Below are 19,319 nucleotides of genomic sequence, written 5' to 3'. Positions count from 1 at the left end.
CCTCATGGCCAGGGAGAAGCGGAAGACCATTTTCATTGTCGGCAGCGGGGTTCTTGGTGGTGCCGTTCTGGATTTCCTGCTTCAGAGCAGGCGTGGCTACTCCCTGATCGTGGGCACGAGAACGCCCGAGCGGACGATGCATCGAGTCAATCTGGCTCGCTACACGGCGATGAACCTCGGTTGCGAGGAGACGACGGTGTCGATATTGCCTGTCGACCTGATGAATGTCGATCAGACTGCCGACCGCTTGGTCCGGCTGAATCCCGACGTCATCTTCAATGCCACCACGCTTCATAGCTGGTGGGTCATCACCAAACTGCCGGCTGAGGCTTACAAGCGCCTGGACATGGCAAGGGGCGGTGTGTGGACGCCCATGCATCAGGTTCTCACGCGTCGACTGATGAAGGCGGTGAGATTGGCCGATAGCCGCGCAACGGTCGTAAATGCCTCTTACCCGGATGTCGTCAATGCATCTCTGGCCGCAGAAGGGCTGGCGCCTGCCGTCGGCATCGGCAATATTGCAAATGCAGTCCCGGGTATTCGTCTTGCCGCGGCCCACATGCTCAAACGCAGTCCCGCGGCGATCGACGTTCGATTTTTCGCCCACCACTATCTGAGCTATCGCATGCCGAGTACGGGGTGCACTGACGGTGCTCCGTATCATTTGACGATCTACGCAGATGGCAAAGAGGTTCCGCAATCCGAACTTGCCCACGATCGGCTGTTCTCGCTTGTTGCTGGGCGATTCCGACGTATCAAAGGGCTTGCCGGGCAATCAGTCACAGCTTCGTCGGCAACCGCGATGCTGCATGCAGTGGCCGCCGGCGCGGGTCAGGTGGTCCATGGGCCGGGACCGCTCGGGCTTGTTGGCGGCTACCCCGTACGCTTGACGAAGTCCGGCCCCCTGATCGACCTTCCATGCGGACTGACGTTGGAAGAGGCGATCGAAATCAATCGCCAGTGTCAACGCTACGACGGGATCGATAGCGTTGACGATGACGGAACTGTGCGAATTACAGAAGCGAGTTCCGAAATAATGAGGGAAGCTATGGGATATGAGTGCCGTATGTTCCGTCCGGATGAATGTGAAGACAGAGCCGCTGAGCTGGCATCCAGATTTGCGCAATACGCTCGCCAGTACGGCATGAGAGACGTTGCGACCGCCTAGGCAACAATCTGATGGGCAAAGTCAATTGAGTGGTAAACGCCCCGATCCGGGCGCCCGAGGCAGATCGAGACGCGCCGGTCCTTGCACTCGAAAATCACCGAGAATGCGGTCTGGGTCGGCTCGCGTGCCGAGGCGGTTTTACAAATGGAATCTGGCGCACCCGATGTATCGCGCAGGAGGCGCTGGGCGCTGGTGATTTGTTTGAGATCAATATTCTTGGCCGAGCGCAGCCGCTCGCGACTGGATGGGTAGATGCGGGCCACGGCTTCGATGTCTTCCATAATGGCGATCGGGGGAGCAACGGGATGATTGGTATGAACGAATTGGTCTCCCGCCAGTGCAACGCAGCCAATCGATGGCGATATCTCGCATCCGGCGACTTTCCCGATTGAATCGCCTAAAAGATAACAGCGGCCGGAAAGATGATCAGTCCGTTGCAACCTCGCCAATGCCTCGGAAACGTTGCGTTCCTCCAGGAGCATGCGCCGGACAACAAGACTTGGAATTCCCTGGGCGGCAGTATCGACGATGAGATCGTTGGTCACGAGGGCCAGACCGCTAGTGTTCATGCCCACCCAGCCAAGAGTCCCCGGAGAGGCCACCATGGCTGAACCACGGTCCTTGTCCTGATGGAGGAGCACAACGAGATCTTTTTCGGTCCCTGGGGGAGCATCCCAGTTCTGACCGATGACGGCAGCGCTGCCGCTCGTCGTGGCAAACGTCGTGCAACCGCCAGGCGGCGTGGCATCCAGGAACTCGAAGCAAGAGAGGAGATAAAGGTTGAGAAGCGACACGCAGCTCCCGTCAGCAATGCCCTCAATTTCGTCTGCTATATCCGGCGCGAACGCTTTGAGCTTCTGCCAGGATCGTGCCGCAAGACGCTCAGCTCGAGACCGGTTGGTGTTCATTGACGATCGTTCGAGCCGAGCAAGGGACGCGTGGATCGCAACTGACAGTGTCTCGCCATGTTGCCTTCCACGTGAGTAAGGATCTCCCCGCAAGATGAGGGACGGCATTCTTCCTGTGTTCATACTGCAAGCTCTCGGTGTCCTTTAATCCACAATATGGATTTTCCGCTGGTGACGTCTATCCGCTTGCAAGTTGGCGCTGTACGAAAGTTTCACACTACCTTGAATAGAGCGCGCGCCTGGTCCCTGCCGCCCTGTAGGATTCTACAGTTCTTCGCCAAGCCACCCCTCTCCATAATGTTGAGGCCTATGCCGGCCAGAAACAAGGAAAAGGCCGTAATGTCTCACCATGAAGATCGACGATACAAGGTAGTCAAAAGCTGGTGGGAATCGAGGGCCCTGCTTTGCAAGGTGACCTGCCGTTTGGCGAGTAGATCGACCTATCACAGGCCGTCCTTGAAACCTGACCCGGTCGGGTAGCGCCATGGGCGGTCGAGGAAAATCGCTCACGGATGGCCCGGACGCAGAGCAATTGGTCAAGACTTTCGTGCACGAAGAGGCAAGCGCTCTTCTGCGGATCGTCCAGGAGATCTCGCAGCGGTACCCTGGGCGCGATGACCTTCAGCTCTTGCACCATCTTTTAAGCATGGTTGTTCAGCTGACCGAGACGGAACAGGCGCCACGCGAGAACTAGCGCAGGCTCTCTGGCCTACAGGCATTTGCAATTAAGAGTTGTTTCGATATATATTCGGTTCGAGGCAATCCTGGTTGCCTTGGGGCGTGGAAACCCCGATTGAATTGCTAAACGCGCGCAAGTCGTGCCACTTCTGCGATCCGCAAGGGTCGGGGAACCTGTGACGTATGCAAGAGGCCCTTCGGGCTAAAGGTCACGGGGGCCTGTCAATCGGCTTTCCAATTCCCCGACTTTTATCATCGCGCCAGGCAGCCTAGTCGCCTGGGGTTGTGTAGGAGCTGCGGAAGATGGCGCAACGAGCTACGGCGCAGGTTTTGGCCTCGTCCAGCACAGACATTGACAATGCCAAGCTGCACCCGGTCGATCGAGAGGTCGGAAACCGTATCCGCGTCAGGCGCCTGCAACTGCGCTTGTCGCAGACGGCTCTTGGGGCAGGTATCGGCGTGTCCTTTCAGCAGATTCAGAAATACGAGAGCGGCGCTAATCGTGTGAGTGCCTCCGTTCTTTATGCGATCGCGGATGTCCTGGATGTTCCGATGACACATTTCTTTGAGAAGCTGCCTGTTCCGGGCAAGGGCAACACGCAGGACTTCATTCAAAAGGCAGATGTCCGCCAGGATTTTGTTGCGACAACTGAAGGCCAGCGGCTTGTCGATGCATTTTTGGCGTTGCCCCAGAGGACGCGGTCTAAATTGTCGCGCTGGTCGAATCCTTTGGCAGGAGCGAGTTATAGGAACCGGACGTGACCGTGCGGAGAGCTGACGTCCCTTGTCGTTTCTGTGGCGACGACGGCGCATTGACAGTAGCGTTGGAAGCCAAGGCTCTGAAGCTCAACAATTTTTGGATGCGTTCGCCCCCCGGATTGAAAGCCTCTTGGTTTGACGCTATATTGCGTCATTATTGGCGGCAGAAATTCAATTGGAGGTGCTTCATGGGGCTTGCACAATATGCTGACGATGGGCTCTTCGCACCGCGCAAGATAGCGGACGCCTTCCGCACGACCAGCGAGGAGGTCGCCCGCACTGCCGGACTTGGGAAGGACGCGGTCCAACGCAAGGACCGCATTCGCTCGGACAGGACACAGAGGCGCTTGCGGGAAATGGTTGAAGTCGTCAACAAGGTCGAGCCGCGTTTCGGCTCGGCCCTGCTCGCTTACGCTTGGTACCGTTCGGAGCCGCTGTCCGGATTTTCCGGTCAAACGGCGATGCAACTGGTCCGGAACGGTCGTGCGGACGAGGTGCTCGACTATATCGATGCAGTCGATGCGGGCGTCCACGCGTAGCCCGCCCCATGCACTATCAGGGAAAACTTTATCGCGCACTGAACCCGGTTTATGCGCGCGAACCAATGTCAGGTCGTGGTGCCGAACTCTATGGGGGCCGGTTCAACTCGAAAGGCATGCCTGCGCTCTATACTTCGCTTTCGGTCATGACGGCTCTGAGGGAGGCCAATCAGGTCGGCAATCTGCAGCCCACGACGCTGGTCTCCTATGAGGCCGACATTGCGCGCGTCTTTGACAGCCGTAACGGTGTGGCGCTCGCAGAAGAGGGTATGGATGCCATTGCGATTGCCGATCCAACATGGCGTGACCAGATGCAGGCCTCAGGAGAGGCAAGGACACAGGTTTTCGCGCGGCGGCTGGCCGCTGCCGGCTACCACGGACTGATTGTCAGGAGCTTTGCACCGGGCGCGACGAGTGACGATCTTAACCTCGTTTTGTGGAACTGGAGCGACGTCCCGCCTTCTCGCCTGACCCTGATTGACGACGAGCGCCGCCTTTCGAGATAACCTTGGGCATGAAGCCATTGCACAATCTTCTAATTGTAGGCGGAAGCGCACTCGCGTAAAAGCTTCAGGTGCGCAATCACGCTGGACCCGTTACCATGGAAGCGATTCACACCGAAGGCTTTGACGCTGACTTGACCCTGACGGAACACATCGATCACCTGCCGGACAGGAAGCGTCGCGAACTTGCTCGCACAATTGAGATCCTGTTTGATGAGGTTGGGCAGTTTCAGGCGACCAAGCTTTCCGGAAAGAGAAGCAGCGGCAAGATCCTCAAGGTCATCCTCTACGGCTCCTACGCCCGCGGTGACTGGGTCGAGGATCGCTTGAGCGGCTATCGCTCCGACTACGATCTTTTGATCGTGGTCAACACCAGGTCCTTTGCTGACGAAGGCGACGTGTGGGAGGGTTTCGAAGAACGGCTCCTGAAGGAAAAGATCGCCCGCCGGATCGAGACGCCGGTCGTCCCGATCGTACACACCTTGCAGGACGTCAACGATCAGCTTTCCCGAGGTCGCCCCTTCTTCGTCGATATCGCAAAGGACGGCATTATCCTCTACGAGACGCCAGGGCAGCCGTTGGCACAGCCGAAGCCGCTGACGGTGGAGGAGAAGCTTGGTGAAGCGAGGAAGCATTTCGAGCAGTGGTATAAAGCGTCTTGCGAAGCACTGGCAGCTGCTGAACTGTTGTTGGAGAGAGACATCTGGCGCGACGGAGCTTTTATGCTCCACCAAGCAGCTGAGCGCGCCTACCATTGTTCCCTACTCACGCTTACGCTTTACAGCCCAAAGTCTCACCGAATTAAGCTCCTGCGCTCCCAGGCCGAAGGTATCGATACTCGCCTCGTCACCGCTTGGCCACGAGATAGCCGATTTTCGCGCCGCTGCTTCGAACTGCTGTCTCGAGCCTATGTTGAAGCGCGTTACTCCTCGAAGTACGCGATTGGAACCGAGGAACTCGCGTGGCTCGTTGAAAGGGTGAAGGTACTGCAGAATCTGGTTCACGCAATTTGTCGAGAGCGGCTATCAGCGTAGATCGCGAGCACCTATGATGTCCCAGCGTTGAAGACCCCCGACAAAAGATCAGATCAGGTCGTGGTCTTTGGCAATAGCCACAAGTTGTGGAATTGTGGCTGCTTCGAGTTTCCTGCGGGCGTTGTCCAAATAGTGCTGGACCGTGCGTTGCTTTATTCCAGTGAGCTCGGCAATTTCAGGTGCACCCTTGCCTTTGGTGGACCATGAAAGACATAGCACTTCTCGCGGCGATAGCATTCGCTTTGGGCCACGGACGATCGCTCCCGCCAGGTTTCGTAGCCGATAGTGAACGGCAAGCACAGCCTGAACCGTTTTAAGGGGATCCAGTGATATCGCCGAGCGGGATTGGGTAGTGTGTGAAGCGAAGGTCAGCATGATCGTAGATCCAAAGCCTCCCTCTACCGGTACCGTGATCCCCGAGCGCACGCCGTGATCGATGGCGTGATCGCGGAACAGCCGAATTTGAGATGATCCCCTGGCGGGCCAGCTTTCAGCGGTCCAGGAGAACATTGCCATCCTTCGCTTCGCTTCGGCAACAACAGGATCAATACGGGAATATTGGTTGCGCAGATATATTGCTTCCCACTCAGCCGGATAGGTGTTGAATGTGCGGATTTCCGCGCCCTCAGTTTGAAGGTATGCGAACCGCTCGTATCCACATGCATTGGCAAAATTGTTCAGGGCGCTTCTTACCGCCCACTGATCGGGAGCGGCTTCAACCATGTCGATGAGAGAGCGAAAATGTCCATTCACGGCCAATCTCCGTTACTGCTTTTTCCCTCTGTCGTGCAACGCCGCAACTGATCGTACTAGTTACACGCGCTCGTCGTAAAATCGCCTCTGTGAGCCTGATATGCCCGGTTTAGTTGTATTGAACTTTGCGCAGGTTTGACGATCAGAACAAGGTTCGTTGACATGCGGTCCACGTGCAAAGGAGAATAAACAGAGTTTTCGTTGCAGTAATGTCACAATCAAATGCGAGACATGGCCTGTCTTGGAGCCAGAAATGAGCATTATCAGAATGAACGCATATACGAATGAGGAAATACTATATCCTGATCGACCAGGATATTGAAATTGTAGCCAGGACGAATTCGTAGTGTGGGCTGAACGTTCAGATTTCTGGCGATGGTTTGCTCCGCAACGCGCCCAAAGACCTCCGCAAAGTTTCTTCGAGCTGCATCCGAGGCGGTGTCCTGCGTGGCCAATGTCGAACTCTCGGGCATCGACATATCGATTCCCGCCCCAATCAGGGCAACTAGTGCCGCTGACCCAAAGGTGCGCCAGTGATGGCGGTTGACCTTGTCCTTGAACCCACCATTGCCTTCGGTATCCGTGCCAGCCATCCCGCCGATCTGCAAGGTGGCGCCGTTCGGGAAAATAAGGTCCGTCCAGATCACCAGAACCCGCTCTTGACCGAATGAGGCTTTGGAATCGTATCGACCGAACAGTTTGGTGCCTTGTGGGATCAAGAGACGATCACCGGTGGCACTGTCGTACACATTCTGGCTTACCTGCGCGGAGATGCGCCCCGGGAGGTCCGAATTGAGGCCTGTTATCAAGGTCGCGGGAATTACTGATCCTCGCTTGAGCTCATAGACAGACATCTGAGGGACGACCCGGTTCGGCAGGTATCCCAGATCCTGGATGTCCTGGTTGAAGAAATCCTCCTTGGTGGATTGTCCGTTCGGATCCAGGTTTTGTCCGGGGAAGCCTGACCTCATGGCAGCCGCGTAGAGATCGGAGGCGCTGTTGGATGTCACGGCCGCGGATTGTCGCCCTTTCTCGATAATGTTCGAGCTTTCAGCCAAGTCGGAGACATCAATCTCCAATGGTGAGTCCAATGCAGTGGCTTTGGCCTGCAGCCGAGCCATCCTTTGCCGTTGGGCTTCACGGATAACCTGTTCGTCCTGCTCCCTCTTCAACCTGGCCTTCCACTCCTCCTCAGGCTCGAGCCGCGAGTGATGCTCCTGCCGAGGGGCCCCGCGATCGACGGCCGGCTCCTGTTTCTCCACCTTTTGAACGATGACGGGCGTTGGCTGGAAGATTTCCGGCTTCTCGGGCTCTCCAATGATGCCGTCTGTGACCCCGCGTTTCAGCTGCTCCCCAAAACTCGCCGCAGGTGGGCTCGAAGCGCGATCGAATTCGTGGTCTCCGTTAAAGGAGAGGCCACGCCAGGAAAGACCGACGACAACTACACCAAGGAAAAGGACGACAATGGCGATGGCGATTGCGATGGGCAACCGATTGAGCCGACGTATCCCCTGCTGGCCATCGTTGTTGATTGGGCTACCAAGTTGGAGTGATTGAACCATCGGCTGTTCCAGCTCAGTTTCGCTGCATTATTGAAAGGGGACTAGAGGGTGTCGCCCCGCCGGCAGTGAGCGCATAGGTGCGCCCCAGTGCGATGGATGGCGTCGCAAGGTGGGCAAGTATCTGGCCATCAAAGCTGTCCAACGAATAGGAAACCTCGATCGGGTTCTGGTCTTTGCCTGCCGGCCCATCGGTGATGACCATATAGCCCCAACCCTTCAACGCCGCCTCAAGGGCTGACGCGTACTCCGTCGCCTCCTTCTGCAGCTTGATCGGCGTCGTGCCCGCGGGGCCAATCTTTTCAGCAAGATGGCTTGCCATATCGCTTGCGATGGCGCTTGCCGCTGGTCCGGTCACAGCTGGCATGGAGTTCGTAGTCAGTGCCTCATCGGCAGTTTGGCAGCCCGACAACAGAAGGGTGATGATCCCGAGAAGAGCAGGCTTTCGCATGGATCATCTTCCTCGCTGGATGGTGACTTTTCGCTGACGCCATCCGACGCCAGAAACGAGGATCGCTTTGTCGACCGCATAGTCGACAGTCATCATGTCGTTCTTCATTCGATAGTTGACGATGCGGTTCTGCCCGCCGGTGACCACAAAGAGAACGGGTGCGTCTTGTCCAGAGATCGCTTTCGAGAACTGGATGTACGTCTTCGTGCCGTCGGAATAGACCCGCTTGGGTCTAAAGGGAGCGCTGCCGCGCACGGTATAGGAAAAGTTCAACTTGTCCGGCGCCGTTCCCTCCTCGAGGCGCCCGTTGATGTGGGCGAACTTTGCCGTCGTGTCCTCCGGATATTCGAAGCCGACCCGCGCCATGTACTGGCTCGGGTGAGACTTCAACTGAATATGATATGTGCGGCGGGACGTGGTCACCACCATCGAGGTGACAAGGCCGGCTTCAGACGGCTTGACGATGAGGTGGACGGCCTGGCCTCCGGTTGCGCCGGAGGTCGCCGGCTCGACCTTCCAGCGAACGGTGTCGCCGACGAGGACATCGCGGACAATCTCGCCACCCTGAAGTTCAATGTCGCAAACCTGGAGCGGGGAACACACGACAGAGGGCTGCGTCTGACCATAGAGAAAGTTGACTTTTCCATCTGGCCCCGTCGTGACGAGACCCGACGTGTCACGCCACTTTCGTGAGATGCTGGTTCCCTTCACCTCGTTAAATGTCATGCTTTGCGCAACCGCACCGTCCGCAAGGACGAGCCCGACCATGCAGCCGACGGCCGCAATGAATTCTTTGTGCATGTCTGTATCCCTGCCCTTAAAGCTGTGCGGTCCAGTCGAAATCCTGAACATAGAGACCGATCGGGTTGAAGCGAATGATGGCCTCATCCTGCGGAGGAGTCAGAACGACCGTAGCGATGCCGCGGAACCGGCGAATTCCCGTTTCCTTGCCTTTTCGGTCGCGCTCATACTCGGTCCAGTCGATTTGGTGGGTTTGGTTCGAGAGCGCTACGATGTTGTTGATCTCGATGGAGACCGTCGAAGTCTTGGCCTTCTCGAAGGGCGAGTTCCCTCGAAACCACGCATTGACTTTTTGCGTGGATGGATCGGAGGTGCGCAGCAGGGCATAGGTTCGATCGATGTACTGCTTCTGCACGACCGCGTCAGGCGTGATTGATCGAAAGCTCGTTACGAAGTTTCCAAGCGTCGCTCGAACCACCCGGGCGTCGGCATACTCGATCTGTTCGGGGAACCCGGACGTCGCCGAGCTTCCGAGTCGGTCAACTTCGACAATGTAGGGGACAAACCTGACCTGCGTGCTGAGGTACATCGCGTAGGTGAAGCCGACCATAGCCATGAGCAGGCTGATTATCCCGACAACTCTCCAGGCCCGTGCAGCCTGGACGTAGGATCCATATCTCTCCGTCCACTCTTGACGGGCGGCAAGGTACGGGCTTTCAGGGGCGCGATTTGCAGCCATTGCGAAGTTGCCTCGTGAGTTACAGTTGGTCGGTTCGTTCTGGGGGCGGCGTTTTCCCTCTTTGGCCACTTCCGCTGCTGGCAAGTTTCGCGTTGGCCAAACCGAGGAGCGAGCCGGCATAGGCGCCTGGCGATCCGATTGCCTTCTCCTTGGCTGCCGATCCAGAAGCTCTCGAACCGGAACCAATCGCGGCTCCAAACCCTCTGAGCGTGGCGCCTGCCGTTGAGGATCCTGCCGCCCGAGCCGACTTCGCGGCTGCAGCTCCTACTCCAGCTGCCCCGGTGGCCAGCGCTACGGCGCCGGCCGCAAACGATGCCGCTTGACCGCCGTGGCGAATAGTCTCCATCCCCCCGGTGACGGAAGCACCCTGCACAACTCCCTGAATGATGCTGGGCACATACATAGCTATGATAAAGACAACGACGGCCAAACCGGCGATTGAAAGAACGACTTGGAACTGGTCGCCAATGTCGGGTTGGTTGGCAAGTCCAACGAGAACCGCGGAACCTATTCGGGATATCATGACCAGAGCCATGAGCTTCATACCGACCGAGAAGGCATACACGAGGTATCGGATCGCGAAATCCTTAGTATATGACGAGCCGCCGAGACCGAGCATCACCATCCCCGCAAGCAGGCCGAGATACATCTCGATCATGACCGAAACAAAAATTGCAGCGACAAGGGAGAATGCGACAACTGTCACGACCATCGCAAAAGCCGCCGATATCGCTAGCGCGTTGTCCTCGAAGAGACCAAACTGCACTTTTTCTGACATTCTCGCCGCGACAGCGATCCCTGCATTGAAGACATCTGCTGGCGAGGCCGTGCCGTCCCCTGCGCCAATCTGAAAGAGGCTGTCCACGACTGCCTTCGCAAACGCCGGCCCCTGCACGAGGACGAATGCAAAGAAGCCAATAAACATTATCCGCCTGACCAGTTCGGCGAACCAGCTGTCGAGAGAGGCAGCCTGTAAGGCAAGCCAGACCGCGGCAATACCGATCTCTATCGTGGCGAGGATCCAGAACAGGGATTTCGCCGCGTCCATGACCGTTGTTTCCCAGCCTTTCGCAGCCGTCGTGATCTGGTTCTGAATCGAGGTGAGGAGCGAGCCTTCCTGAGCGAGTGCAGGCTGGTTTGCAAGAGCCATCGTGGCGGTCAAGATCGCGAGGGCCCGTAGCCGGTGAAGAGTCGATGTCATTCGGTCACCACTCGATCTTCATTTTTTCGCCGCCGGAGGTCGAAGGCACGGTCGACTTGAAGAATTCTTCTCGACGTTTTTGGGCCAAATCCTTGTCTGTCTGTTCCGATTGAAGCCACGTACCCATCATGGTCATCTGTTGCGAAACGAGACCGCGGAGCTTTTGCATCTGCGCGACCTGCTGGGCGGCAATCTCATGGCCGACCTGAAGCGCTTTCATCTGTCCGTCAGAAGATTCCGACATGCTGCGCAATGAGTTCATTGTGCTTTCCTCGCTGTCGAACTGATCGGCCGTCAGGCTTGCGGCCCTCAACGTGCTGGCGATGGTGTCACGGTTTGTGTCCGACCAGCTCTGGTAGCTCGAAGAAAAGCTCTCGGAATTCGGCAGGTCGGTTTTAAGGTCCGAATAGCTCTTGAACCGCTGCTGCAAGATGTCGTCGGCATTCCCCATCGAAAACGAGATGCTTTGCCCTTGATCGACGATATCGCGGAGCCTGTGGAGGTCGCTCTCGACCTTCCCCCATACGTGATCGGAAAGCTGCGCAGTGTTCTGCAGCATATTTTCGTAGATTTTCAGCTGGTTTTGGATTTGCTCCGCTAGCTGGCCGATCTGGGTAATCTGGTTATCAACCTGAAGGCCGGAGCTCTTCAGGATGTCGACGAGCTGCGCATTGTTGGCAAGTTGCGTCCACTCAGTTGCCGCACCCGTTGCCGATCCGGCCCAGCCTGTCGCGGCCGGTGAGAGTGAGAGCGTGCTGGCGAACAAAGCGACGATGAGTTTACGTAAAGGACAGCGATGCGACATCACGAACTCCTCTCAATTCAAGCCATTTGATCGGCCAGTCTCGGCCATGCTCGGCCTTCAGTGCGCGAATGCGTTTCAGGTCGTCTTTTCCGGACGCCCCGACAAAACTCAGAGCGACGGGGCCAAGCGACATGTCGAAAAGTCGCCGGCCGTCTGGGGTCGCGACGTAGTACTCGCGCTTCGGTATCGCACCGCAGACGATCTCGATCTGGCGTTCGTTGAAGCCGATCCGCTCATAAAATTCTCTGGTGCCAGGCTCTCGGGCTGCGCCGTTCGGTAGGCAGATCTTCGTCGGGCAGGATTCCTTCAGGACGTCAATGATCCCGGATCGCTCGGCGTCAGAAATCGACTGGGTTGCGAGCACGACCGCGCAATTTGCCTTTCGCAACACCTTCAGCCACTCGCGGATCTTGCCGCGAAAGACCGGGTGACCGAGCATCAGCCAGGCTTCGTCGAGAAGGATAATGCTGGGCGAGCCGTCGAGCCGCTTCTCGATCCGTCGGAACAGATAGGTCAGCACGGGCACCAGATTGCGTTCGCCGAGATTCATGAGGTGCTCGATTTCGAAGCACTGGAAGGAGCGAAGCGTCAGGCCATCCTCCTCGGCATCGAGCAACTGCCCCATGGGGCCATCGACGGTATAATGATGGAGTGCGTCCTTGATCTCGCGCATTTGCACTCCGCTGACGAAGTCGGAAAGTGATCGGCCGGGTGCCGTTGCCATCAGGCCGACTTGGCGAGAAATGGCGTTCCTGTGGTCGGGCGTAATTGTCACACCCTGCAGCGCGACAAGCGTTTCGATCCACTCGCTTGCCCAGGTCCGGTCCCCATCGTTCGAAAGGTCGAACAGTGGGCAGAATGCGAGCGCCCTGCCCTCTCCTTCCAGATCGCCTCCGATCTCGTAGTGGTCTCCGCCGGCGGCCATCGTTAGCGGCAGAAGTGAATTGCCTTTGTCGAATGCAAATATCTGAGCGAACTCATACCGTCTGAACTGGGCTGCGATGAGCGCTAGAAGCGTCGACTTGCCCGATCCGGTCGGACCGAAGATCAGAGTGTGGCCTACGTCGTCCACGTGCAGGTTCAAACGGAACGGCGTCGATCCGCTGGCGACCTGCATGAGCGGAGGCGAGTTTGCTGGATAGAACGGACATGGGGCGGCTGGGTTGCCGGACCAGACTGAGTTGAGTGGTACGAGATCTGCAAGGTTGCTGGTATTGATCAGCGGCTCGCGGATATTGGCGTACCAGTTGCCCGGCAGGCTGCCGAGGAAGGCATCTGTCGCATTCAGCGTCTCGATCCTGGCGCCGAACCCTTCGGCCTGCACTAGCCGCCTGATGGCCTCGGCCTTTTCCTGCAAGGCTTCGCGATCCTCGTCGAAAAGGACAACAACAGGCGTATAGTAGCCGTATGCGACCAGCTGCGATGATGCTTTGGCAATCGCATCCTCGGTCTCGGCGACCATGGTCATGGCATCCTGATCGACCGACCGGCTGTGCGTCTGAAAAAGCTGGTCGAAGAACGGACGCACCTTCTGCTGCCACTTCTTGCGTGTCCGCTCCAGCTTTTGGCGCGCTTCTTCAGCATCCAAGAAAATGAAGCGCGATGACCAGCGATAGGTCAGCGGCATCAAGTCGAGGCTGTTCAAGATGCCAGGCCAGCTTTCGGCCGGCAGGCCGTCGATTGCAACAACGCCGAGAAAGCGGTTCTCGACCTTCGGCGTCAGTCCGTGCTCCAACTCTGCCGTCGCGATGCAGTCGAGGTACATCGGCACGTCAGGCACTCGGATCGGGTGGGTTTCTCCCGTTATGCAGAAGCGGATGAACTGAAGAAGCTCGTCATAGCGAGCCGTTCTATCCCCTCCCCTTTCGGAGACTTCTCGTGTTTTCATACGGGCGATCGAGACGGTATTTGCCAGATACTGCTCGATCTCGCGGATCGCGTTCTGGAACACAAGGAGCACGGTGTCCGCATAGGATTTCTTGCGGCTCTCGCTGTCGGAATAGACATACCTTCCCAGTGCCGTCTTCCTGGGTTCGGGCGGCCGGTAGGTCAGAATGAGGGCGTGCTTGCTCTCGAAATGGCCCTGCTCCCGACCAAAATGCGCCCGCCGCTCGGCATCGATCGCCCGGGTCACGGGATCGGGGAAATGGCACCGGTCTTCGGTTGGATAGTCGAGTGTTGGTACCCGGACGGCCTCGACCTGGATCATCCAACCGCTACCCAGTCGCGAAAGGATCGCGTTGATCTGCCGCGAGAGCTCGTTGCGCTCGGCGTCCGTCGCACTTTCGGTGTCGGGGCCGGCAAAATACCAGCCGGCCATCAGACTTCCGTCTTTCAAGAGCATAACGCCATTTTCGACGAGCCCGGCATAGGGGACGATGTCCGCGAACGATGGCTCGGTGGTTCTGAAGCGCTTGAGAGGTGCCATGGCCCTCGCCTCAGAACTTCCGCCACGGCGTCGTGGTCGGCATGTAATAGGGGTTGTAGGATATGTGCCGCACGTAGACCTGGCGCATCAGCGGGTCGGCCTTCGCCATCATGCGAAGGATCCCGATGACGACGATCCAGACTGCAACTCCGAAAAGCGCTGAATAGACCGTCAGGACGACGAAGATCAGGATGACGGCCGCCAATCCGGTGATCAGGACCAGCTCTCGGTCGGCTCCCATAAGGAGGTTCGGGCGTGATAGCGCGCGATGTATGCGGTTTCGGTTCAGTCCGCAGACGTACTCAGCCATCTGTCCCCTCCCCTGCCCTGAAGGGCCGAAGGGTGGAGGTTTGTTCGCCCGGTAAGCCAATGGAAGCGCCGGTTGCGCCAAAGAGGCCGACGATGGTCGTGGCCCCGAGCAGGATCCCGGCGACCAGGACCACATACATCAGACGCCGAGCGAAGTCGTTGAGTTCTCCGCCGAAGATGAGCATGCCGCCCGCAATGGCGACAGCTGCAAGTGCAATGTAGCCAGCGACCGGGCCGGTGATCGACTCCTGAATTCTCTCGAGCGGGCCTTCCCAGGGCAGACTGCCGCCAGAGCTTGCCAAGGCCGGTGTGACGGATGGGAACAGGATCGGCACTGTGAGGCCGATTGGAAATTTCTTACGCAACATGACTCGCCTCCTGTTCGTCAGCGGGCTGGTCTGATTGGATTTCGTACTGGCCGCCCACGAAACGTTCGACATGGATGACGTCGCGGACCCGGCGACCGCGAGGCGTGCGCTCGATGGACACGATGAGATCGACGGCCTCGCCAATCACGTCATGCATTGGCTGCTGGCTGGCCTCGGCGGTCAGTTGTTCAAGGCGCCTCAAGGCAGAGGTCGCCGTATTTGAGTGGATTGTCGCCACACCGCCTGGGTGGCCGGTGTTCCATGCCTTTAACAAGGTCAAGGCCGCCCCGTCGCGCACCTCTCCAACGACAATGCGATCGGGTCGCAGGCGCATCGTGCTTTTCAGCAAGCGAGCCATGTCGATGACATCGCTGGTGTGGAGGAGAACCGCATTTTCGGCGGTGCATTGGATCTCGGCCGTGTCTTCAAGGATAACAAGCCGGTCCTCCGGCGCACTTTTGACGATCTCGTCGATCACCGCGTTGGCGAGCGTTGTCTTGCCCGACCCGGTTCCGCCAGAGATGATGATATTGAGGCGTGAACAGATTGCGCTCCTGATGGTGCCGGCTTGCACCGTCGTCATGACGCCGCTCCGGACGTATTCATCAAGCGCAATGAGGCGTGACGCTCGGCGCCGGATCGTGAAGGTGGGTTTCCCTACGATCGGGGGCAGCAGACCTTCGAACCGATGACCTCCAATTGGCAGTTCACCGGATATGATCGGCTGGACCGTATCGACCTCGGATTGGAGCGCATGGGCTACCGTGCCAATTACCATTTCGGCAGCGGTCGAGGACATTTCGCCGGCAGGTGCCATGCCAAGGCCGAGTCTTTCGATAAAGAGCCTACCGTCAGGGTTGAGCATGATCTCGACGACATTGCTGTCATCGAGCGCGACGCAGATCTGGTCGCCAAGGGCTTCCTGAAGCTTGCGCACGAGCCTTGGGTGAGAGCGAAGCTGGGGCACACGCTTCTCCTTACGCGGCCTGACCCAGGGGAACGGTGATGAGAGAACTGTAATTGGTTGGCCGTAGGCTCAGGAATGTGCCCTGGTCTGCAGGAAGCGTTCCTGCGACGGCGGTCGTGAGGCCGATTCTCCTCGGTGCTCCAAGTCGCTGGAGTGGCCAGCCGACCCGGGATAGAATTCTCTCGAACCGGAGGTCGGTGACTGTAACGATCTCGGTGAACCCGTTTGCGATCGACCACTCGACGATGCCTGCAAACATGGCGCGTGTCGCTTCGTGGATTGTGCTCGAGCCCCTACCCTCTCCCACGTTGGTGTCGACGCAGAACCGCGAACTCTCGACCATTGCCGAATGAGATCGGAGCGTTCTGTCCGGGAGAAGCGACGGGAAGATGTCATTTACCATTGTGGGACCGGTCGCCGGCAGCAACCGCGCGCATCCCGCTACCTGGCCACCAGTCTGAACGGCGAGGATATAAGTCGGCCCGAGGCCATCGAAGCGATCTTTCTCGAGGCCGTTTTCGACGTGGACCTCCCAACCCAAACGACCCGAAAACACCCTGGCCCGAAGCCTGTGCTGTTCATGGAGCAGCTGTGCTGCGACGGTATCCTGTGGTGCCGAGATCGCGATAATTTGCATGAAATTCCCCGTCGTTGTTGTGCGGACGGGAAATCAGCACAAATCCGAATCGGGGTGTAGTTGTAGGATCTTACAGCGGTGCGGACGGGTGAGTCGGGCCATAACACAGGCCAAAGGCACCTTTGGGAGGGTACATGCTCGCATTCTAATTGTAGGATTCACAGGGGAGTTCTCTACGTTGCTGCGACGGCTTATGTCCCCTATGTACCGGAAATAAAACGATAAAATGGAATTTCCATCCAGTTCGCGCTGGAATCGACAATAGTTCACTGGGGCCTCGTTAACCCTATATTGCTTGCCAGGTCTCCTGAGAATCGGACAGAATAACGCTTAGATAGCTGACAACCGCCAAAAACCGTTATTCGGGAGCTCTCCCACAATGAACGCTAATACGCCGACTATGGGTGCAATGCGGCCCATGCACTTCGAGGAGATGATCCTTGAACAGGGCGATTTGATCTCCAAGAAGCTGCATCTGCTGAGTGTGCAGCAATACCCGCCCAATGCAAAGAAGGGTCTTCGCCAGTTTTCACTGGCAGAGGTGTCTCAATACCTGGGCGTTTCGCAGAGCACACTGAAAAAGCTTCATCTTGAGGGGAAAGGTCCCCTCCCCCAGACCTCCTCATCCGGCAGGCGGTCTTACGGTGCCGAGCAGATTGCTGACTTGCGCCATTATCTGGAGCGACACGGGCGCTCGGATTCGAGAACCTACGTCCCCCATCGTCGCGAAGGCGAAAAGCTGCAGGTGATTGCCGTCGTCAACTTCAAGGGTGGTTCTGGCAAGACGACCACTGCCGCGCACCTTGCCCAGTACATGGCATTGACCGGCCATCGTGTACTGGCGGTCGACCTCGATCCGCAGGCTTCTCTGTCGTCGCTGCATGGCTTTCAACCCGAGCTGGATCTGACGCGCTCGCTATACGAAGCAATTCGCTACGATGGCGAACGGCGCTCGATCACGGACATCATTCACTCAACCAATTTTCCCGGCCTCGATATCGTGCCGGCCAATCTGGAGCTCCAGGAGTTCGAGTACGACACGCCGCTCGCGATGGCGAACAAGAACAACAACGACGGCAGGACGTTCTTTACGCGCATCTCGCGTGCGCTGGCTGAAGTCGACGATCGCTACGATGTCGTCGTAATCGATTGCCCGCCGCAACTCGGTTACCTGACCATCACCGCATTGACCGCGGCGACCAGCGTCCTGATCACGATCCATCCCCAAATGCTGGATGTCATGTCGATGGGGCAGTTCCTTCTGATGCTGGGCGGCATTCTCAAGCCGATCCGAGACGCAGGAGCTGAGGTCAATCTTGAATGGTACCGCTACTTGATCACGCGCTATGAACCCATGGACGGGCCACAGGCGCAGATGGTCGGCTTCATGCAGACACTGTTCCATCAGTTCGTCCTGAAGAACCAGATGCTGAAGTCCACCGCAATATCGGACGCAGGGATCACCAAGCAGACGCTTTATGAGGTCGAAAAGAACCAGATGACGCGCTCTACGTACGAGCGTGCAATGGAATCTCTGAATGCGGTCAATGCCGAAATCGCGGATCTCGTGCACGAATCGTGGGGACGGAAAGTTGTCAGCTGACAAAAAGGGCAATTTCTCTTTTAAGTTCAGTCGATTGCAGTAGTCGGAGCAGGCAATGGCGAGAAAAAATCTTTTGGCGGGACTGGTAGATGATACTGAACCCACTCAACTCGAGCCGGTTCAGTCCTACCCGATGCGTGGCGCCTCGCGCAGCATGGTTCGTTCGCTGGATGAGTTGTCGAAACAGGCCGAAAAATTCCTGGAGGGAGAGGCGGTCATCGAGCTTGATCCCGATTCCGTCGACGGTTCTTTTGTATCTGATCGGATGGACGACGATCACGAACAATTCGAAGAGCTCAAACAGGCAATTCTGGAACGGGGTCAGGACACCCCGATCCTTGTCCGGCCGCATCCGATAGCTGCCGACCGTTATCAGATTGTTTTTGGCCACCGCCGGGTGCGCGTGGCAAGGGAGCTCGGACGAAAGGTAAAGGCAGTCGTCAAGAAGCTTGACGACCGCACCCACGTGATCGCGCAGGGCCAGGAGAATTCGGCGCGTGCAAATCTGACCTTCATCGAGCGTGCACTGTTTGCGCGCCGTCTGGACAGTTTGGGCTATGATCGTTCCGTCATTTCTTCATCCCTGGCCGCCAATGCCGCGGCGGTCTCCAAGATGATGTCAGTGACCGATCGGATACCCTCCCCCGTGATCGAAGCGATCGGCCCGACACCTGCAGTCGGACGTGAACGGTGGTTGGAGTTGTCGTTGCTCGTAGGAAAGAGTGCCAATGAAGGCAGAGTCAAAGAGATTGTAGAGGAAGCCTCCTTCGCTTCGCTTGGCAGCGACGAGCGCTTCAACAAGCTCTTCGAGGCACTCAACAAGACCGGAAAACCCGTCAAGAAGACATCGGCCCAAGCCAAGGGCAGTTGGCTTCCGGCTGACAAGATGGTCTCGGCGCAGTTCACGAATTCTGGGAAGGCATTCTCGCTCTCGATGAAGTCGAAGAATGCCACTCGGTTCGGAGCATATCTGGCTGAGAATCTGGACCGGCTCTATGCCGAGTTCCTGTCCACCAACCAAAGCAATGGAGACTAGTTACGCAAAAGAAAAAGGCCCCCAGACGGTAACCATCGTGGAAGCCTCTCTCATCGTTTAGCAGCCTGAGAATCGCATTTCCACGAATCGCAGTCAAGAGTCTTTGGCACCGTTTTTGGTGAGCGGATTTCTT

Annotated in this window: 20 protein-coding genes; 7 read left to right on the top strand and 13 right to left on the bottom strand. The window is 57.5% G+C overall.

Annotated elements, in window-relative coordinates; translation table 11 throughout:
* The first annotated feature begins 4 nt into the window (after nucleotides 1–4).
* Nucleotides 5–1,168: a hypothetical protein gene (locus tag ACXAGF_RS22535; protein WP_475019790.1), complete on the top strand. Its 1,164-nt coding sequence runs from the start codon at nucleotides 5–7 to the stop codon at nucleotides 1,166–1,168.
* Here ACXAGF_RS22535 and ACXAGF_RS22530 read toward each other — a convergent pair.
* Entirely contained in the window at nucleotides 1,165–2,184 is a 1,020-nt protein-coding gene (locus ACXAGF_RS22530; protein ID WP_475019992.1) for a C45 family autoproteolytic acyltransferase/hydolase, read from the bottom strand. The genes ACXAGF_RS22535 and ACXAGF_RS22530 overlap by 4 nt on opposite strands.
* Before the next feature lie 873 nt (nucleotides 2,185–3,057).
* On the opposite strand from ACXAGF_RS22530, the gene ACXAGF_RS22525 reads away from it, so the two are divergent.
* From ACXAGF_RS22525 to ACXAGF_RS22510, 4 genes are all read left to right on the top strand, one after another.
* Nucleotides 3,058–3,516, top strand: a complete 459-nt coding sequence (locus tag ACXAGF_RS22525; protein WP_475019789.1) for a helix-turn-helix domain-containing protein — start codon at nucleotides 3,058–3,060, stop codon at nucleotides 3,514–3,516.
* Nucleotides 3,517–3,701: 185 nt separating this feature from the next.
* A complete protein-coding gene (locus ACXAGF_RS22520; protein WP_475019991.1) occupies nucleotides 3,702–4,052 on the top strand; it encodes an antitoxin Xre/MbcA/ParS toxin-binding domain-containing protein in 351 nt (116 codons plus the stop codon).
* Between the two features lie 8 nt (nucleotides 4,053–4,060).
* Nucleotides 4,061–4,558 (top strand): RES family NAD+ phosphorylase, encoded by a 498-nt coding sequence (locus tag ACXAGF_RS22515; protein ID WP_475019788.1) that lies wholly within the window; start codon nucleotides 4,061–4,063, stop codon nucleotides 4,556–4,558.
* Between the two features lie 95 nt (nucleotides 4,559–4,653).
* Entirely contained in the window at nucleotides 4,654–5,589 is a 936-nt protein-coding gene (locus tag ACXAGF_RS22510; RefSeq protein WP_475019787.1) for a HEPN domain-containing protein, read from the top strand.
* Between the two features lie 48 nt (nucleotides 5,590–5,637).
* Here the strand turns inward: ACXAGF_RS22510 and ACXAGF_RS22505 are convergent, their stop codons facing one another.
* The 12 genes from ACXAGF_RS22505 to traI all read right to left on the bottom strand — a co-directional run bounded on the left by ACXAGF_RS22505 (nucleotide 5,638) and on the right by traI (nucleotide 16,547).
* On the bottom strand, nucleotides 5,638–6,342 hold the full coding sequence (locus tag ACXAGF_RS22505) for an autoinducer binding domain-containing protein (protein ID WP_475019786.1): 705 nt from the start codon (nucleotides 6,340–6,342) through the stop codon (nucleotides 5,638–5,640).
* Nucleotides 6,343–6,605: 263 nt separating this feature from the next.
* The gene (trbI, locus tag ACXAGF_RS22500; RefSeq protein WP_475019785.1) at nucleotides 6,606–7,904 is read right to left on the bottom strand and encodes an IncP-type conjugal transfer protein TrbI; all 1,299 of its coding nucleotides are present in this window, start codon (nucleotides 7,902–7,904) and stop codon (nucleotides 6,606–6,608) included.
* A 13-nt stretch (nucleotides 7,905–7,917) separates the two neighbouring features.
* Nucleotides 7,918–8,352, bottom strand: coding sequence for a conjugal transfer protein TrbH (gene trbH, locus ACXAGF_RS22495; protein WP_475019784.1), 435 nt, complete (start codon nucleotides 8,350–8,352; stop codon nucleotides 7,918–7,920).
* 3 nt (nucleotides 8,353–8,355) lie between these two features.
* Complete coding sequence (gene trbG, locus ACXAGF_RS22490; protein WP_475019783.1) at nucleotides 8,356–9,153, bottom strand: P-type conjugative transfer protein TrbG; 798 nt, start codon at nucleotides 9,151–9,153, stop codon at nucleotides 8,356–8,358.
* Between the two features lie 16 nt (nucleotides 9,154–9,169).
* Nucleotides 9,170–9,832: a conjugal transfer protein TrbF gene (locus ACXAGF_RS22485; RefSeq protein ID WP_475019782.1), complete on the bottom strand. Its 663-nt coding sequence runs from the start codon at nucleotides 9,830–9,832 to the stop codon at nucleotides 9,170–9,172.
* Between the two features lie 19 nt (nucleotides 9,833–9,851).
* Nucleotides 9,852–11,033 carry a P-type conjugative transfer protein TrbL gene (gene trbL, locus ACXAGF_RS22480; protein WP_475019781.1) on the bottom strand — a complete coding sequence of 394 codons (1,182 nt, stop codon included), beginning with the start codon at nucleotides 11,031–11,033 and terminating at the stop codon, nucleotides 9,852–9,854.
* Between the two features lie 4 nt (nucleotides 11,034–11,037).
* Nucleotides 11,038–11,838 (bottom strand): P-type conjugative transfer protein TrbJ, encoded by an 801-nt coding sequence (gene trbJ, locus ACXAGF_RS22475; RefSeq protein WP_475019780.1) that lies wholly within the window; start codon nucleotides 11,836–11,838, stop codon nucleotides 11,038–11,040.
* Nucleotides 11,813–14,266, bottom strand: a complete 2,454-nt coding sequence (locus ACXAGF_RS22470; protein WP_475019779.1) for a conjugal transfer protein TrbE — start codon at nucleotides 14,264–14,266, stop codon at nucleotides 11,813–11,815. Before ACXAGF_RS22470 ends, trbJ begins: the two co-directional genes overlap by 26 nt.
* Nucleotides 14,267–14,276: 10 nt before the next feature.
* Entirely contained in the window at nucleotides 14,277–14,576 is a 300-nt protein-coding gene (locus ACXAGF_RS22465; protein ID WP_475019778.1) for a conjugal transfer protein TrbD, read from the bottom strand.
* The gene (locus ACXAGF_RS22460) at nucleotides 14,569–14,943 is read right to left on the bottom strand and encodes a TrbC/VirB2 family protein (RefSeq protein WP_475019777.1); all 375 of its coding nucleotides are present in this window, start codon (nucleotides 14,941–14,943) and stop codon (nucleotides 14,569–14,571) included. Before ACXAGF_RS22460 ends, ACXAGF_RS22465 begins: the two co-directional genes overlap by 8 nt.
* The gene (trbB, locus tag ACXAGF_RS22455) at nucleotides 14,933–15,910 is read right to left on the bottom strand and encodes a P-type conjugative transfer ATPase TrbB (protein WP_475019776.1); all 978 of its coding nucleotides are present in this window, start codon (nucleotides 15,908–15,910) and stop codon (nucleotides 14,933–14,935) included. The genes ACXAGF_RS22460 and trbB overlap by 11 nt, the downstream gene beginning before the upstream one ends.
* A gap of 10 nt (nucleotides 15,911–15,920) precedes the next feature.
* Entirely contained in the window at nucleotides 15,921–16,547 is a 627-nt protein-coding gene (gene traI / locus ACXAGF_RS22450) for an acyl-homoserine-lactone synthase (protein WP_475019775.1), read from the bottom strand.
* A gap of 379 nt (nucleotides 16,548–16,926) precedes the next feature.
* Here traI and repA point away from each other — a divergent pair, with 379 nt between their 5' ends.
* Both repA and repB read left to right on the top strand, forming a co-directional pair.
* Nucleotides 16,927–18,150: a plasmid partitioning protein RepA gene (repA, locus tag ACXAGF_RS22445; RefSeq protein ID WP_475019774.1), complete on the top strand. Its 1,224-nt coding sequence runs from the start codon at nucleotides 16,927–16,929 to the stop codon at nucleotides 18,148–18,150.
* A 55-nt stretch (nucleotides 18,151–18,205) separates the two neighbouring features.
* A complete protein-coding gene (repB, locus tag ACXAGF_RS22440) occupies nucleotides 18,206–19,186 on the top strand; it encodes a plasmid partitioning protein RepB (protein WP_475019773.1) in 981 nt (326 codons plus the stop codon).
* The last annotated feature ends 133 nt before the right edge of the window (nucleotides 19,187–19,319 follow it).

The organism is Mycoplana sp. ABR4_002, assembly GCF_056159645.1.
Note: the sequence above shows the minus strand (reverse complement) of the source record. Positions and strands in the feature narration are given on the sequence as shown.

What these genes read in the sequence shown, in the direction of transcription:
- ACXAGF_RS22525 (WP_475019789.1), top strand. Translation starts at nt 3,058, where the DNA reads ATGGCGCAACGAGCTACGGCGCAGGTTTTGGCCTCGTCCAGCACAGAC.
- ACXAGF_RS22510 (WP_475019787.1), top strand. Translation starts at nt 4,654, where the DNA reads ATGGAAGCGATTCACACCGAAGGCTTTGACGCTGACTTGACCCTGACG.
- ACXAGF_RS22515 (WP_475019788.1), top strand. Translation starts at nt 4,061, where the DNA reads ATGCACTATCAGGGAAAACTTTATCGCGCACTGAACCCGGTTTATGCG.
- ACXAGF_RS22460 (WP_475019777.1), bottom strand. Translation starts at nt 14,943, where the DNA reads ATGTTGCGTAAGAAATTTCCAATCGGCCTCACAGTGCCGATCCTGTTC.
- ACXAGF_RS22470 (WP_475019779.1), bottom strand. Translation starts at nt 14,266, where the DNA reads ATGGCACCTCTCAAGCGCTTCAGAACCACCGAGCCATCGTTCGCGGAC.
- trbG (WP_475019783.1), bottom strand. Translation starts at nt 9,153, where the DNA reads ATGCACAAAGAATTCATTGCGGCCGTCGGCTGCATGGTCGGGCTCGTC.
- trbH (WP_475019784.1), bottom strand. Translation starts at nt 8,352, where the DNA reads ATGCGAAAGCCTGCTCTTCTCGGGATCATCACCCTTCTGTTGTCGGGC.
- trbI (WP_475019785.1), bottom strand. Translation starts at nt 7,904, where the DNA reads ATGGTTCAATCACTCCAACTTGGTAGCCCAATCAACAACGATGGCCAG.
- ACXAGF_RS22485 (WP_475019782.1), bottom strand. Translation starts at nt 9,832, where the DNA reads ATGGCTGCAAATCGCGCCCCTGAAAGCCCGTACCTTGCCGCCCGTCAA.
- ACXAGF_RS22530 (WP_475019992.1), bottom strand. Translation starts at nt 2,184, where the DNA reads ATGCCGTCCCTCATCTTGCGGGGAGATCCTTACTCACGTGGAAGGCAA.
- ACXAGF_RS22535 (WP_475019790.1), top strand. Translation starts at nt 5, where the DNA reads ATGGCCAGGGAGAAGCGGAAGACCATTTTCATTGTCGGCAGCGGGGTT.
- trbL (WP_475019781.1), bottom strand. Translation starts at nt 11,033, where the DNA reads ATGACATCGACTCTTCACCGGCTACGGGCCCTCGCGATCTTGACCGCC.
- ACXAGF_RS22465 (WP_475019778.1), bottom strand. Translation starts at nt 14,576, where the DNA reads ATGGCTGAGTACGTCTGCGGACTGAACCGAAACCGCATACATCGCGCG.
- traI (WP_475019775.1), bottom strand. Translation starts at nt 16,547, where the DNA reads ATGCAAATTATCGCGATCTCGGCACCACAGGATACCGTCGCAGCACAG.
- ACXAGF_RS22520 (WP_475019991.1), top strand. Translation starts at nt 3,702, where the DNA reads ATGGGGCTTGCACAATATGCTGACGATGGGCTCTTCGCACCGCGCAAG.
- repA (WP_475019774.1), top strand. Translation starts at nt 16,927, where the DNA reads ATGAACGCTAATACGCCGACTATGGGTGCAATGCGGCCCATGCACTTC.
- repB (WP_475019773.1), top strand. Translation starts at nt 18,206, where the DNA reads ATGGCGAGAAAAAATCTTTTGGCGGGACTGGTAGATGATACTGAACCC.
- trbJ (WP_475019780.1), bottom strand. Translation starts at nt 11,838, where the DNA reads ATGTCGCATCGCTGTCCTTTACGTAAACTCATCGTCGCTTTGTTCGCC.